14 protein-coding genes are annotated in these 14,620 nt (G+C 44.4%); 7 read left to right on the top strand and 7 right to left on the bottom strand.

Annotation, left to right across the window (positions count from 1 at the left end):
- Positions 1-33: 33 nt before the first annotated feature.
- On the top strand, positions 34-540 hold the full coding sequence (locus ITG09_05740; GenBank protein ID UPR53123.1) for a GNAT family N-acetyltransferase: 507 nt from the start codon (positions 34-36) through the stop codon (positions 538-540).
- A 495-nt stretch (positions 541-1,035) separates the two neighbouring features.
- Here the strand turns inward: ITG09_05740 and ITG09_05735 are convergent, their stop codons facing one another.
- Together ITG09_05735 and ITG09_05730 are read right to left on the bottom strand one after the other, a co-directional pair.
- Positions 1,036-1,962 carry a LysR family transcriptional regulator gene (locus ITG09_05735; GenBank protein ID UPR53122.1) on the bottom strand — a complete coding sequence of 309 codons (927 nt, stop codon included), beginning with the start codon at positions 1,960-1,962 and terminating at the stop codon, positions 1,036-1,038.
- On the bottom strand, positions 1,959-2,963 hold the full coding sequence (locus ITG09_05730; protein ID UPR53121.1) for a LysR family transcriptional regulator: 1,005 nt from the start codon (positions 2,961-2,963) through the stop codon (positions 1,959-1,961). The genes ITG09_05735 and ITG09_05730 overlap by 4 nt, the downstream gene beginning before the upstream one ends.
- Positions 2,964-3,140: 177 nt before the next feature.
- Here ITG09_05730 and ITG09_05725 point away from each other — a divergent pair, with 177 nt between their 5' ends.
- The 3 genes from ITG09_05725 to ITG09_05715 all read left to right on the top strand — a co-directional run bounded on the left by ITG09_05725 (position 3,141) and on the right by ITG09_05715 (position 5,947).
- Entirely contained in the window at positions 3,141-4,187 is a 1,047-nt protein-coding gene (locus tag ITG09_05725) for a DUF1214 domain-containing protein (protein ID UPR53120.1), read from the top strand.
- A 62-nt stretch (positions 4,188-4,249) separates the two neighbouring features.
- Positions 4,250-5,035, top strand: a complete 786-nt coding sequence (locus ITG09_05720; protein UPR53119.1) for a hypothetical protein — start codon at positions 4,250-4,252, stop codon at positions 5,033-5,035.
- 90 nt (positions 5,036-5,125) lie between these two features.
- Positions 5,126-5,947: a hypothetical protein gene (locus tag ITG09_05715; GenBank protein ID UPR53118.1), complete on the top strand. Its 822-nt coding sequence runs from the start codon at positions 5,126-5,128 to the stop codon at positions 5,945-5,947.
- A 320-nt stretch (positions 5,948-6,267) separates the two neighbouring features.
- Here ITG09_05715 and ITG09_05710 read toward each other — a convergent pair whose 3' ends face one another.
- The 4 genes from ITG09_05710 to ITG09_05695 all read right to left on the bottom strand — a co-directional run bounded on the left by ITG09_05710 (position 6,268) and on the right by ITG09_05695 (position 10,782).
- Positions 6,268-7,281 carry a manganese-dependent inorganic pyrophosphatase gene (locus ITG09_05710; GenBank protein ID UPR53117.1) on the bottom strand — a complete coding sequence of 338 codons (1,014 nt, stop codon included), beginning with the start codon at positions 7,279-7,281 and terminating at the stop codon, positions 6,268-6,270.
- A 199-nt stretch (positions 7,282-7,480) separates the two neighbouring features.
- Positions 7,481-7,933, bottom strand: a complete 453-nt coding sequence (locus ITG09_05705) for a septal ring lytic transglycosylase RlpA family protein (protein ID UPR53116.1) — start codon at positions 7,931-7,933, stop codon at positions 7,481-7,483.
- 346 nt (positions 7,934-8,279) lie between these two features.
- Positions 8,280-9,656 carry a purine permease gene (locus tag ITG09_05700; protein UPR53115.1) on the bottom strand — a complete coding sequence of 459 codons (1,377 nt, stop codon included), beginning with the start codon at positions 9,654-9,656 and terminating at the stop codon, positions 8,280-8,282.
- Positions 9,657-9,954: 298 nt separating this feature from the next.
- Complete coding sequence (locus ITG09_05695) at positions 9,955-10,782, bottom strand: patatin-like phospholipase family protein (GenBank protein ID UPR53591.1); 828 nt, start codon at positions 10,780-10,782, stop codon at positions 9,955-9,957.
- Positions 10,783-11,055: 273 nt separating this feature from the next.
- Between ITG09_05695 and ITG09_05690 the strand changes: the two genes are divergently transcribed.
- On the top strand, positions 11,056-11,946 hold the full coding sequence (locus ITG09_05690) for an AraC family transcriptional regulator (protein ID UPR53114.1): 891 nt from the start codon (positions 11,056-11,058) through the stop codon (positions 11,944-11,946).
- Between the two features lie 171 nt (positions 11,947-12,117).
- Complete coding sequence (locus ITG09_05685; protein ID UPR53590.1) at positions 12,118-12,792, top strand: fibrobacter succinogenes major paralogous domain-containing protein; 675 nt, start codon at positions 12,118-12,120, stop codon at positions 12,790-12,792.
- Positions 12,793-12,937: 145 nt separating this feature from the next.
- Here the strand turns inward: ITG09_05685 and ITG09_05680 are convergent, their stop codons facing one another.
- Positions 12,938-13,429: a VOC family protein gene (locus ITG09_05680; protein UPR53113.1), complete on the bottom strand. Its 492-nt coding sequence runs from the start codon at positions 13,427-13,429 to the stop codon at positions 12,938-12,940.
- Between the two features lie 476 nt (positions 13,430-13,905).
- On the opposite strand from ITG09_05680, the gene ahpC reads away from it, so the two are divergent.
- Positions 13,906-14,463, top strand: coding sequence for an alkyl hydroperoxide reductase subunit C (gene ahpC, locus ITG09_05675; GenBank protein ID UPR53112.1), 558 nt, complete (start codon positions 13,906-13,908; stop codon positions 14,461-14,463).
- Positions 14,464-14,620: the final 157 nt, after the last annotated feature.

Genomic DNA, 14,620 nt, shown 5'->3' with positions numbered 1-14,620 from the left:
GACAACCAATAATTTAAGTTAGGAATTTTTCAAATGAAAACCCCTTATGAAATTCAATACCAAGCTTTCGCCTCTGCAGGCGGGCTTTACGACGAACGTCATGCAAAACTGTACGCAAGCTTTGCTGACGATCTTATTGCCGACGGCAGCTTTTCTATCGTGCATGAAGGCGTAGCACACGCATGCTATACCCCAATCACAATAGACGCAGCGCCACACCTGAAGTGTTATGTGCTTGCCCCTTTAGCTGTGTTGCCAGAATACCAAGGCAAAGGCTACGCGACTCGATTGATGGAAGAAGCCGAGAAACAACTCGATGCTGACGTTATCTTCGTGATGGGCGAACCGTTCCACTACGGCAACCGCTACAACACGCCACACAACGTGCTTCCACCAGTAAAAACACTTGCACCACTTGAGTGCTGGTTCGCTAAAGCGCTGACCCCTGGCGCACTAGACGACGTGGGTGAATCTACATCAAGCCTTACCGGCCCTTACGCAAGCGAGCTAATGTGGGGACATCCAAGCGAGCAGGTTTAAGGTAAATCAGATACGAAAAATGGAACGCTCAGGCGTTCCATTTTTGTTTGAGTCAAGCGTAGTGCTTTTCTGAATTAAGAGCGTTGATATCGCGTGCGTTTGGCCTGATTTCGAACCCCTCCCCCTCTAACTCCCCCTCCAATTAAGTTCATCAACCCCTTTAGAAATGCGACCGAGGGGGAGAACCGCCTTTGGCGCTGAATGTGTATCTGCACGTGTAACGATCGGCATTGTGGTTCTCCCCTTTCCAAGAGACACAATGGATCGAAGATGCTGATTAAGGGGAGGGGATTTGGGGTTGGACTAACACGGATTTGCCCAAAAACTGTTTAGGGTAAATAGTCCTCACCTGTTGGATGCAGTATGTTTTCCATACTTAAAGTTATCAATTAAAGTCAAATTGGCTAATTTGACCATCATGTCTGCGAATCGAACTAGGAAAATAATAGCATTGAGTCAGTTACACTAAATTGGCTCTGACCACGTTATATTCACTTAGTAGAGAGCTTCGATCTCTGCTTGAATAACGTTAATGAGCCACTGTGAGAATGGGGTATCCTTAAACTTTTGATTCACAAAGCAACCAATTTTGTTGTGAACTATCCCTTCCCAATGGTTAATGTTGAGAAGAGTTAACTCTTCAAAAAGCCCTTGTCTCGTGATCTCACACACTGCCATGACAGAGTGTATTTTTCTGACAGTATCTAAACAGATATCCAATTTATCGCTCCTCAATAGAACACGAGGCTCAAAGCCACGTTCTTGATAGTAAGACACGATTCGGTTGTCCTTTCGCACATAGTCCGGCATACGCACAACAACGAGAGGATACTGTGCGACATCTTCGAGCGACACTTTATCTTTTTTAGCGAGCGGACTGTCTTTGTGACAACACAATCGCACCTCGGGAGCATTGGTTTCTATTTGCGCGATATTGTGGGACACATCGATAGGAGTGTAGTTGATCCCAATATGAACATCCCCTGCTAAGATTTGCCTCTCAGTTGTCGTTGACCAACTTTCAAGCGTGATGGTGGCTTTTGGCGCTAGCTGATGCAACCTCATGAAAAGGGTTCTAATTAAGGGTCGAGCGAGTGTTCCATTAAGGTGAATTTTTATCTGTCCCCGATAGGTTTCAGATATAAACTCATCTTTGTGGCTATACAGCTCTTGCAAGTTGCGCATGACAGAGGGGAGCTTCGATAACAAGCGGGCGCACTTTTCGGTTGGCATCATACCGCGATGTGTTCGGATGAACAGCTCGTCATCGAATTGCACTCTAAGTCGCTTTACTGCTTTGCTCACGGCTGATTGACTTAAGAACAAACGATCAGCTGCCTTTTGTGTATTGAGCTCTTCTCCGAGTACTTTGAGCACCTTGATAGAATTAAAATCAAGGTTATGCATTTGATTGTCTTTCATCGGCTCGCCTCATTGATTTGTTCAACGGTCAGAGTCGGATAAACATATTGGTCATTTGGGTTGCCACAAAGCGCCATGATCTCATCAATGCTTTTTTGGGTAATTTCGATCAGCCACTGAGAGTAGGCACTCTCTCTAACTCGGTTTGCGACCGTATAAGCAATAGGGTAATGCTCTACATCATTAAGATGGCTCACATCGAGCAGAGCCAGGTTCTCTTCCTGCATCAGAGGGCTAACTATCTCGCTGACTGGCATAACTCCATCGGTTGACTGCAAGATCTCTGAACACATATCCATCCTATCCGTTCGCAGCATGACATTGGCGATATAGCCCCTTCGTCTGAGATAAGTTTCTATGTAGTTTTCATTGTTAGTGATGCCTGGCATGGTCGAGAGCACGAGGGAAGTTGCTGCAATATCTTCTAAAGTGATCGGGTGTTTATTGAAAAGTGGATGCCCCTTTCGACAACACAGCTTGAAATGAGGAGAACACATGACCTCTTGGAAGAGACCATCAGACTGGCTGATCGGGAAAAAGCTGACACCAATATCGACTTGGTTTTGACGTAATAGTTCTTGGGTTGATGCGGCCCAGTCTTCGACAATTAAGGTCGAGTTGGGTGCGAGCACACTCAATTTCTCTATCAAAATGCTGGACAGTGGGTGATTCAGTACCGGGTTGATGTGAATACGGACGTCGCCAGAATAGGCTAATGGGTTAAAACTCAGCTCATCCTTAAATAGCTCTTCAAGCTCACGGAGCACACTCGGTAACTGTCCCAATATGGCTTCACATTTAGGCGTAGGTTCTAAACGGTTATGTTTCAGTGTGAAAAGTGGGGCGTCGAACTGTTGCCGAAGTTTTTTCAGCGTTTTGCTGATAGCTGGTTGGCCAATGCCTAGACGCTCTGCGGTTCTCTTGGTGTTTTTCTCTTCTCCGAGGACTTTCAGCGCTTTCAAACTATTGAAGTCCAACCGGTACATTAGGCCATCTTCCATTGATTTCCCTCAGTGCTGCTTGTGTTCTTAGTATTATGAATTTGAGGAATAGTTAATTCAACTCCAATTCGATTTTTTCTAATTTTGTATTTGTATATATTTCTCCCCGTCAACTGATATGACGAATGAACGCGAAGGAGGCGCAAGAATAAAACATTTAAAATCAGAGAATTAAATATGAACAAGCTAACTCTATCACCAATCACTTTAGCAACAACACTAGCACTTTCTTTAGGCACAAATGTCGCAATCGCAAACGACGCAGCGCCGATTAATGTCACCGTTGAGAACTTTGTCGAAGTTGAAATGGACGCTCGAATTCAGCGCTTTTTCGACGCTGGTGGCATGAACCAAGGCATTATCTTTTCTGAACCAACGCCAGTTAACGAACAGCCTGTACCTCGCATGAATCGCGACACGCTATATGGCGGTATTCCAGTAGATACATCGAAGGGCTTCACGATTTCAATTCCGGAGCACCCTGAAAACCGTTACGTATCGGTTTACCTACTGGATAACGAACACAAGACTATCGATATCCTAAAAGGCTCAAACACCGTTCATGAGTTTGAAGGACAAGCAGACACGCGTTACATCGTTGCGATTCCACGTATTCAGCTGTTCGACTCAAACGATCAGCAAGACATCCAAATTGCGCGTGACATTCTAGACGGAGTAGAAGTGACTTCGGACAGTGCAGAGCCGAAGCCTCTAGCAAACTGGGATTGGCAGGGAATGATGGAGCTGCGTGCCGAATATGAAAAAGAGATGAGAGATACCATCACTCAATACCCAAATGACTGGCAAGGTAAGCGTGGAGAAGTCGACCGATACGAAGGCCATAACATGGCAGTAGCGACTTCATGGGGACTCTTCCCAAGTTCAGAAACCGTGTATATCGCACAAGCGCCACACTTAAGCACGCAGGAGTGTTACACCGCGACTTATGAAGTGCCTGAGAACGATGCTTTCTGGTCTATCACTGTCTATGACAACCAAGGTTACATGTTCTCTGACCATAACAACATCAACGGTGAAGTCGCAGCGATGAATGAAGACGGCACGTTCACTATGCATTACGGCAACACAGAAGTGTGTGGTGATATTGAAAACCGCCTAGATACTACAGAAGGCTGGAACTTGTTATTGCGAGTGTATGAGCCTGCTGAAAACATCATTGCTGGTGAATACACAATGCCAGAGATCTCTCTGAAGCAACTTTAATGTTCATTACTGCACAAGGATGTGCCTTCTAGATTTAAATACGAATTTCTATAGGCACGACAATGATTAACAATAAATCACTCTCTTCAATCGCCTTATCAGTGGCAGTGGCTTTATCAGGTTCAGCACTGGCTGAAACTCAAGATGTGCAGGACATGTCAGATCCGCTATCGGTTTATACCCAAGCAGGTTTAGGTTACACAGATAAAGGTTTAAACCTAAAAATCGGTCAGGCATACGATACCGGTGATGCAAACAGCATGGCGATGAACGTCCTTGAAATAAAAGGCTTCGCTGGCGATGCAATCGGCTGGAATGGTCGCGGCGCAGATGACAGCATCGACTCTTTACGATACCGAAACTTCAGTGTGGATTTGACCAATGGGCGCGGCGCTCAGGTGGATGTCAATGTTGCATTTGATAATGACGAAGGTACTCAAGGCACTGCGTCTTACAGCTTAATTCAAGCGCTTCCTAAAATGGGCCCTGTCAACCTTTATCCTCTTACCGGAGCAGGTTTAGCATTTGGTGAAAGCAATAAAGGTGCAGAACAAGCGCAAGACCGTTGGGACTTACATGGCTCATTCTATTTACTCGGGATGTACGGAAAGCTTGAGCTAACCGACAACATTTGGGTCAACTACAACCCAATGTACATGGGCACAATCTCAGGCTCAGATCAGTTCAAAAATGGCAGTATGGAAGGCAGCGATAGCGTGTTTACCCACGAAGCGGCCGTCAGCTACCAGATCAATGACCGAACCAATGTTCGATATTTTGCGAATTGGACTGAAAACACCAATTACGCCAACGGTGACCACCGTATCGAAGTTAACTATCAATTCTAACTCATTCAAATTAGCTCGTCGCATGTGACCAATATAAGCGACACCAGCACACGGATGTGTCTTTAACGACTACATATTAAAGGCATACAAATGAAAAACGTAAAAACTCTTCTTTCTTTAGCGATTGCTTCAGCACTGACATTTTCAGCAACAGTTATGGCAGACGATGTCCATGATGCAGACCCTCGTAACACCGCTTGGCGTGGTGGTATCGCGACAGATAACAGCGGTGAGATTAAACTGGTTGCAGGTGGTGGATTTAACAACCTCTATGGTGGTGGCGAATACGCAACCCAAACAATCATGATTGGTGAGTATTTCACTCAATCAGAAGACGCACGCTTTCGACTAGCGAACTTTGACCAACGTTTTGGCGGCGTTTATCTTGATACTAACTTTACTGAGGCGATGGACTTATACACCGTAGGTTACATGCTGCCCCTTACCGCGACAAATGGCACCACTCAGTTTTTCCCATCGGTGAACTACTCGTATATCGATATCGACACAAACAAGATTGCGAATGGCCTAAATTCAGCGTCGTTTATGAATGGTTATTCAACAGGCTCTGGTCAGTTTTCCGGTTTTACTGGTGATATGGTCAAGCAAGCGCTAGGTGGCGATGATGCGCATATGGCGTCCGTGAACCTCTACGGTTTACACCCATGGAGCGACACTCACTATACCGTATTCCAAGCATTTGGTGGCTCAAGTTATGGTGGGGTTGACCTACAAATGGTGGATTTGGTGCTGCTACAAGGTGTGAGAACAACCGTTGGGGAAGGGGTATTTAATATTTACCTTGAAGGTAAGTACACTCACATGGAAGTCCATGATGTTCAGGGCATGGATAAAGACTACATCCGTGGTGATGAAGCGAAGGTCTCAGTGGGTTTTGACTGGCGTTTTTAGAGGCAATGCATGAATAATTGATTAGCAATCACGTATTGTAGTAACATCGTTAGTTTTGCTACCTTTGTGTTGGCTTAGCTCATGGTTGCGATGCCTGAGGTACTCTGAAAAGTCAGAGTGTATTTTGATTTGCAACTCGGTTTGTAGTGGCTGAGTGAATCTGGTCACTACAAACCGAGTTTTTTCTATACTTCAAGTAATCCGTTGAATGCTAATTTAGCAGTGTCACTGACTCACTTTTGTCCAACTCCAATTTAGACTCCCAAAACAAAAAAGGGATTGGTATCTCTACCAATCCCTTTCCCAAACTCTCTATTTGCTTACAAGCCCTCAATTGCCTTCTGAACTGCTGGGCCAATCTGACGCTTACGAGAAGTGACGCCTTCCAGAGTTAACATATCGCTAGTTGGTTCAGCGTTGAAAGCCGATTTAATCACTTGATAGTCACTTTCATCCACCCACAATAGGTTCGCTTCTTTGTTCTTAGTGTCTGTGATTGAGAAGAACAGATGATCTAAGCCGTTCTTTTCTTTATAAGACTTCATCGCAGCCAAAAGCTCGTCTTTACGGTCAATCAGTTGTTGAGCGGTTAGCGTTTCAGCAACGCCGATGCCCACCTGTTTGCCACCGTACTTAAAGTTTTTGTAATCCAGCGTCAGAATGGTTTCAGAAGAAAGATGGCTAAGATCTGATTTAGCAATCAACATTTGCTGACCGAAATCTTCGATATCTGAAATGCCTGCAACCTTCGCCAGCTTCTCTGCGTACTCACGATCGTGCTCAGTCGTCGTTGCAGATTGGAATACCACAGTGTCAGAAAGAATCGCACCCAAACCAACACAAGCAAGGTGCTTAGGTAAGGTCACATCAAGCTTTTCAGCGTTATCAGCCAGAATAGTGGCAGCTGAACCCCAACCTCGAATATCCATCTCGACAATCTGTGGTGTGTTAATCGGTGAGCCACCAATCGCGTGGTGATCGACCACAGCCACAATAGATGATTGATCGATGGTTGGCGCTAGTTGAGTCACTTGGTTGAAATCCACCAGCCCCACTCGGTATGAAGAGTAATCTGTCTCTACACGTGGAGATTCTGCATTACAGTAGTTCAAGATAAACGTTGATTCAGGATTGATTGGCTCAGGCACTGTCGCCGTACCACCATAAATATGAGCCGCGAGCATTGCAGACATTACCGTGTCGCTGTCTGGGCTAAGGTGCCCCGTCCATACGAGGTCTTCACTGTTTTCATTGGCAGATTGTTGCAAGCTAAAAGCAAAACTTGCTGAACTGAAAGACATAATTACGGCAGCAACGACAGGTGTTAGCTTCACGGGTATTTCCTTTTCTAGATTCGTTTTAGAACCCAATAAGCTAGCTATTAAAAATTTCAGAACCGTTTCAATTGTGTTTCAGATTTACTTCAGTAAGTAACAAAATGTAATTCACCTCTCATTAGGTTTACCCCAAAAAAAGGACCGGTATCTCTACCAATCCTTTGAGTTTCACAAACCAGTTCAGGCTTAGAGGCAATTAGTGTTTGTACCTAAAGGTATTGCTGTCATCAACAATCTCGATTTTGACAGGCATCGTGCCTTGTTTAACGTTGCCTATTTTTGCAAAAGCCTTATGAGAAAGGTCGATAACTCGGCCTTTTACATAAGGGCCTCGGTCGTTAATTTTCACATCAACAGACTTGTTATTAGTAGTATTGGTCACTCTCACGATAGTCCCGAAGGGCAAGGTTTTATGCGCTGCCGTATAGGCGTTCATATTATACGTCTCACCGCTTGCAGTGAGCCTCCCATGGAACTTATCGCCATACCAAGAAGCTATACCAGCAAGAGCATGTGACTTGGCATAATCCTTTGTTTTAGAACTGCCGACAGCCGACGTTGAGGTGCATCCGGCTAATATCATAAGAATAAGAGCGGTAAAGATAATATGTGATTTTTTCATGTGATTTGGGTGCGCTAATCTCTGCATGTTTCTCTATTTTCGTTGTTACTGGTTAACAATATAGTGCTGAGTATAGTCACTGCTCAGCGAAAGCTACCATTCGGTATGATGGTGCAATTTTTTCATGAACGACGATTTCTTCCGTCATATTCCTGAAAGGTTTTATCTTCAAAACGTCAACTTTAACATGCCTTAAATCTGTATCTTTCTTAATCACTTCATATAGATAAGTCACTCAGCCAAGTATCCAAATACAAAAAAGGATTGGTATCTCTACCAATCCTTTTTAGGTCGCATCTCAGTTTATACCTTATGAAATACAGATAACTGATTACTCGTAATCAGTCGAAGAATCTATTCGTAAGTGTAGGAACTACGCTTTACTGGTTTGTACTGTGTTCGTCATCGGTTTGGCTTTAGTTTCAGGCACCAAAGACATCAACCCCGTAATCACAAGAGCAGCGATGCCCGACATGGTTACAGGTGAACCAAATATGCTTTGTGCTAACTTGGGCGCTTCTTTCAATAAATCCGGTACCAACATTACTCCAAGCCCTAAACCTAGTGAGATGGCAATCGTCATGATTCTGCGGCGATCCAGCTTTTCATTAGCAATAATTTTGATGCCCGCAGCGGCAACCGTACCGAACATCACCAATGTCGCCCCGCCCAATACTGGCTTTGGAATCGTCATTAATACAGCGCCTAAGATAGGAAATAGTCCCAATAGAAAAAGAATAGCGGCAATGAAATAACCGATGTAGCGACTCGCGATTCCGGTAAAATGAATCACACCGTTGTTCTGGCTGAAAGTGGTATTTGGAAAAGTATTGAATACTGCCGCGATAAGCGAGTTCACGCCGTCACCTAGCACGCCAGCCTTGAGTCGATTGATGTATTTTTGCCCCTTAATTGGCTGGCCTGAGAACATGCTATTGGCGGTCAGATCACCCGTCGTTTCAATAACCGTGATCAAGTAAATAAAAGCGATAGGCAAGAAGGCTTGCCAATCAAAAGCAAAGCCATATTTAAATGGGACAGGAATACTCAATAACGGTTGAGATGCAAATGAAACCATAGACGCTTTACCCATCAAAATGGCAACACCCCAGCCAACAATCAACCCAACTAAAATCGACGACAACCTAACCATATTATTGTTACTCAGGTTAAGCGCGACTATGGTTCCGAGGACTATTACACCCAGCATCAAGTTGCTTCCAGAGCCAAAATCTTCTGCGCCAACGCCACCCGCAATATCAGTGACACCGACTTTAATCAAAGAGATACCTATCGTCGTGATAACGATTCCGGTCACAACGGGCGTGATAACGACTTTGAGTTTTTCGATAAAGCGCGAGAGGACGATTTCAACAAATGCACCAAAGAAGCAAACGCCGAAAATGGTGGCGAGCATTTCATCCGGCCCGCCTCCATTCGCTTTAACCAGAAAGCCTGCACCTAACACTGAGCCTAAGAACGCAAAGCTGGTTCCTTGGACGCAGATCATCCCTGCGCCAACTGGCCCAATTTTTCGTGCTTGGATAAAGGTGCCGACTCCAGACACCATCAATGCCATGCTGATCAAATAAGGAATGTGCTCTCCCAATCCAAGGACACCGCCAATAATGAGCGTGGGTGTGATGATACCAACGAAGCTGGCTAATACATGCTGCAGTGCCGCGTAACTGGCTGCTTTAACTGATGGTCGATCGTCTAATCCGTAGATCAATTCACTGTTCTGTTCCATGTGACTTCCTTTATGTATTTTTTATTGTATACAATTTACATAAAGGCAATAGAGCAACATATATGCCAATGGTTTAACATTATATTTATCAATCAGTTAAGTTTTCCATCAAAAGAATACTGCACTAAAGAGCAACATTGTCGGCTTGTTTTAGTGCAACCGAAGGTTTATCCGATGTTCCTTAATATGTCCTACAAGCACAAAAAAGGACTGGTGTCTCTACCAATCCTCTTTAGGACCTTGAAACCTCAGTTAACAAGAGTTTGAACCAAACAATGTTACAGCAATATCTCCGCCGCTAGATTGAGAGCATCGCCTTTATCTCAGGCATCGCCTCTTTTGCCGCCAGATAACCCGCTTGTATCGCTTGTTCTTTTTCATTAAAAGCCGCACTTCCACTCGGCTCATAGTCCGGTCTAATGACAACATCGGCACTGTTTAGCTCTTGTTCGGACAGGCGGCAGCTTTGCATGCGAAAAGCCGCAAGCGTTATCTTGCTCGCCGATATTTCCGGTGTAATTTGATTGTGGCAATAGATATCAACCGCTATCACCTTTTTAGCACCGAGATCTTTAGCCGCGTAGACAGGCACAACACTAAAAATTCCGCCATCGACTAAGATATCACCTTGGTTTTCAACGGGTACAAATGCTCCCGGAATGGTTGATGAGGTTTGAACTGCGTGCCCCGGGTTACCCGAACGAATAATAACAGTCTCTCTCGATGTCATATTGGTAGCGGTAAGCGCGACAGGCATTGGCATATCAGATAGATCATCATACGTCACTTGACTGTTTATCCATTCTGACAAGTTCTTGCCATTCACCAAGCCTTTTGAAGAAAAGACAAAATCGGCGATGTCAGACATGCCAACTTTTTCAATTGCGATTTCCATCTCTTCATAACTCAGCCCTGAAGCATATAAAGTGGCAGCAATCGAACCCGCAGAGGTACCGCTCACGACATCAGGAGCGATGCCCTCCTCTGCCAAGGCTTTGATCACGCCTAGGTGCATAAACCCACGAACGCCACCACCGCCAAACGCAATACCTAGATCATGATCACCCGTTTCCGTAGAAGGTATCGCATTGAGATCGTTATAAACATTAGGTGTTGAGCAGGCCATCAAAGACAGCGTAACTAATGTGAGAATGAAGCTTTTTAACATATTCATTTTCCAACTCTTTATTTTAAAACTACTTATCTCCACCAAGCCTTTTCGTTACAACGACCAGAACTAGATTGAGCTTTTGATAAAGCACGAAAGCAGTTTGCATGCACCTATCAGCGGTAGTATTGTTGTCTGAAGTTACTATAACTCTCACAAAGATTCATAAATAGGCGAATTTATCTCAAAAATATGCCTATTTGTATCAAGTCGAATTTACGGTGCAGATTAATGAAGCAGAAAATTAAGCAACTAGTAGAAAGTCGTGTGATCGAAGATGGCATGATCGAAACGGGAATAAAAGGAGTTCGCCTATTTAGGGTGACCCAGGCTATTCCGTGCGCTCCTGCCGTCTATGAACCAACGCTAATCGTGATTTTAAGCGGCAGTAAAGAAGCGATATTGGATGGCGATAAGTACATCTATGACAGCAGTCAGTACTTGTGCTGCTCAGTCTCCATGCCAGTTGAGGCGGGTACACCAGCAGCAACGCCTGAAAATCCGTTGTTAGGGATATCTATCTCACTCGATACCAAAGTGATGACCGAGTTAGCCATCGCAATGGAGAGTGTCAGCGGCGCGGTCAAGATTCCTAAAGGCAGCCCACAACCTCAAGGGTTATCACTCGCCAATTGGGACGACACTTTCTCTGATGCTCTACTTAGACTCATTCAGTTAGGGAACGATAAAGCTGGAACAGCCATTCTCGGAGAGAGTCGTTTAAGAGAGCTCTATTACGCTGTCTTACAAGGCGAGGCAGGTCTTTCAGTGCGAGGCGCGTTTGGCATTGGTAATGAAATTGCCCGTTCGATAGAGTATTTATCGTTGAACCTGACAAAGAACGTCACGATTGATGAGCTCGCATCGCATGTGGGAATGAGCCGAGCGGTATTCCACCGAAAATTCAAACAAGCGACCCGAATGTCACCGATCCAATTTATGAAGTCGATGCGCTTGAATAATGCGGCGATGAAGATAGCTGCGGGTAAGAATGTCAATGAAGCTGCGATGGCGGTTGGATACGTCAGCTCCTCTCAATTTAGTCGTGAGTTTAAGCGTTTATATGGCCAGTCACCTAAGCAGTGGAGCCAATCAAAACAGCTGATTGAAAACATCGCATAGCAATAAAACAGTTTGACTATCAAATCTCTCCGCCATATCAAATGAGATAAATAGGCATATTTTAGAGAGTATATCGCCTATTTTAAGCTCAACATGAGAGTTAAAGTAACCCCATAAGATTACAACGGGTTATTCATCATGAAAAAGCTAATTTCATCTATAGGAGTCAGTATGGTTATTGCTGCCACATCATCGGCTAACGACATCAACAAAGAGTTACACCAAATGACGGATACAGTTCAAGACGCGGAAGGTAACACTTATCGCACCGTTAGTATCGGTGAACAGGTTTGGTTAGCGGAAAGCTTGAGAAGTACTCAATTCCAAGATGGCAGCCCAGTAAGATCTGGCGCGATCCCAAAAGATGATCAAGAAAACCTATTAAAATACGGACGTTTATACAATTGGCATGACGTTTCAGATCAACGAAACCTTTGCCCAGTCGGCTGGCGAGTGGCTACCGATGAGGATTGGAAAAAGTTGGAGCTGGCCATCGGTATGCCTGAGGAAGAAGTACACCAAAACGGTTGGCGTGGGGGTGAGCAAAACTTAGGCTTGCAGCTCAAAGAAGCTCAAGTTGATGGACCATTTTCCAAAGTAGACCCATCTATTGTCAATAAACAGAACTTCTTTGCTAGACCTGCAGGCGTAAAATGGAATGGTTGGTATATCACTGAAGGTGCTTACACCGAGTTTTGGACTGCGAGCAGCGCATCCGAAAAAAAAGGGATTATCCGAACACTTGCTTACGCTTGGTGGAATACACACAAAGGAGAGATACGCAGAGCAACAAGTTCGAAAGACTATATGTTCTCAGTTCGATGCGTAAAAATCGAAGACCAATAATCCAGCACTGTAGCTGCTGCGATCCCTGCCAACAGCAACATCTCCCCTTCCCCAAAAAGCACAAACAAAAAAGGATTGGTATCTCTACCAATCCTCTTTAGGGGGTGTTTCAGTTTTTCTACCTTATGACAGGTAGATAACGCGATTACTCGTAATCAGTCGCGTACGTATCTTCGTATGTGTGCGAGTAGAATTCGAATAGGTTGCCAAACGGGTCTTCTAGGTAAACCATTTGTGCTTGTTTTAGTTCGTCTTCTGGGTGGTAACGCATGATGTCCATGCGAACCTTACCGCCATACTCTTCAACACGCTTGATTGCTGAATGGAACTGCTCTTTTGGAAGCTGTAGACAGAAGTGGAAGATGCCTAGACGAGAGAAATCAACTTCGTGACGCTCTTGGCGATCTTTCATTTCGAACAGCTCAACACCGATGCCATCAGATGTGACTAGGTGTGCAATGTTGAAGCCTTTGAAGCCTTCACCGAACACTGCGATACACATACGGCCGATTGCAGATTCGCGCTCTTCCATTACTTTGGTGTTGTTCATTACGATTCTTAGACCCAGAGCCTTAGTGTAAAACTCAACTGCTTTGTCCATATCGCCAACCATTAGGCCTACGTGATTCATTTTCATAACTTGCTCCAAATTCGTTTTTAATTCTGTGTGTTTCGAAGACTGGCTTCGGTATTTCGTTTCGATGAAGAGAGTATAGGGAGATGGATTGATTAAATGAAATTATCATAAATTATATTAATGATAATTTTTTGTTATTTACAGATTTCCAGAGATCTCAGCTCCCTTAAAGAAGCCACACCTGCCCTTGCCTACATAGATACATAGATACATAGATACTCACGTGATTAGAGACAAGCCTAAATAGAGAACAACCTAAAGAGCATAGCTACCCAAATAGAACGCTGCCCAATTTGATAGCTTTTGTTGATAACTTCTGTTGAAAGCTTTTATCGATAGCCTTCTTCTATCAAAGATAGGATTTGCCTATTGAATCTATAGAAATGTCCGATTTCACTAATTTACGGTGCAGATGCAATATATCTCCATCGACGCGGGATAGCGTTAAACACTACAAATTAGAAAGAGAGTCCAACATGATCAACACAGAAATCAAACCATTCAACGCAACAGCATTCAAAAACGGCGAATTCGTAGAAATCACTGAGCAAGACGTTAAAGGCAAGTGGGCTGTATTCTTCTTCTACCCAGCAGACTTCACGTTTGTATGTCCAACTGAGCTAGTTGACCTACAAGACAAATACGCAGAGCTTCAATCTCGCGGCGTAGAAGTTTACTCAGTATCAACTGACACGCACTTTTCTCACAAAGCATGGCACGATACTTCTGACAAAATCGGCACTATCGAATACTTCATGGTAGGCGACCAAACAGGCAACATCACAAATAACTTCAACGTTATGCGTGAAGGTCAAGGCCTTGCAGACCGTGCAACGTTCCTTATCGACCCTGAAGGCGTTATCCAAGCAATGGAAATCACAGCTGAAGGTATTGGCCGTGACGCTGAAGACCTACTACGCAAGGTTAAAGCAGCACAATACGTAGCCGCTAACCCAGGTGAAGTTTGCCCAGCTAAATGGAAAGAAGGCGAAGAGACTCTAGCGCCATCTCTAGACCTAGTAGGTAAGATTTAATCTAAGCCTAGCTAACAAGAATAGCTAAAAAGAACAAATAAAACGGTTCTACAGGCGCGCTTCGGCCCCCTCCTAAAGGGCAGTTGCGCGCCACCCTTTCAAAGCATCAACACCACAATATTTGCCGACTTGCGCCCCCTTTTTACTTTCCTTTTTC

Source organism: Vibrio cyclitrophicus (genome assembly GCA_023206055.1).
Classification (GTDB): domain Bacteria; phylum Pseudomonadota; class Gammaproteobacteria; order Enterobacterales; family Vibrionaceae; genus Vibrio; species Vibrio cyclitrophicus_A.
The sequence above is the reverse complement of the archived record's forward strand: the minus strand, read 5'-3'. Positions and strand labels throughout refer to the sequence as shown.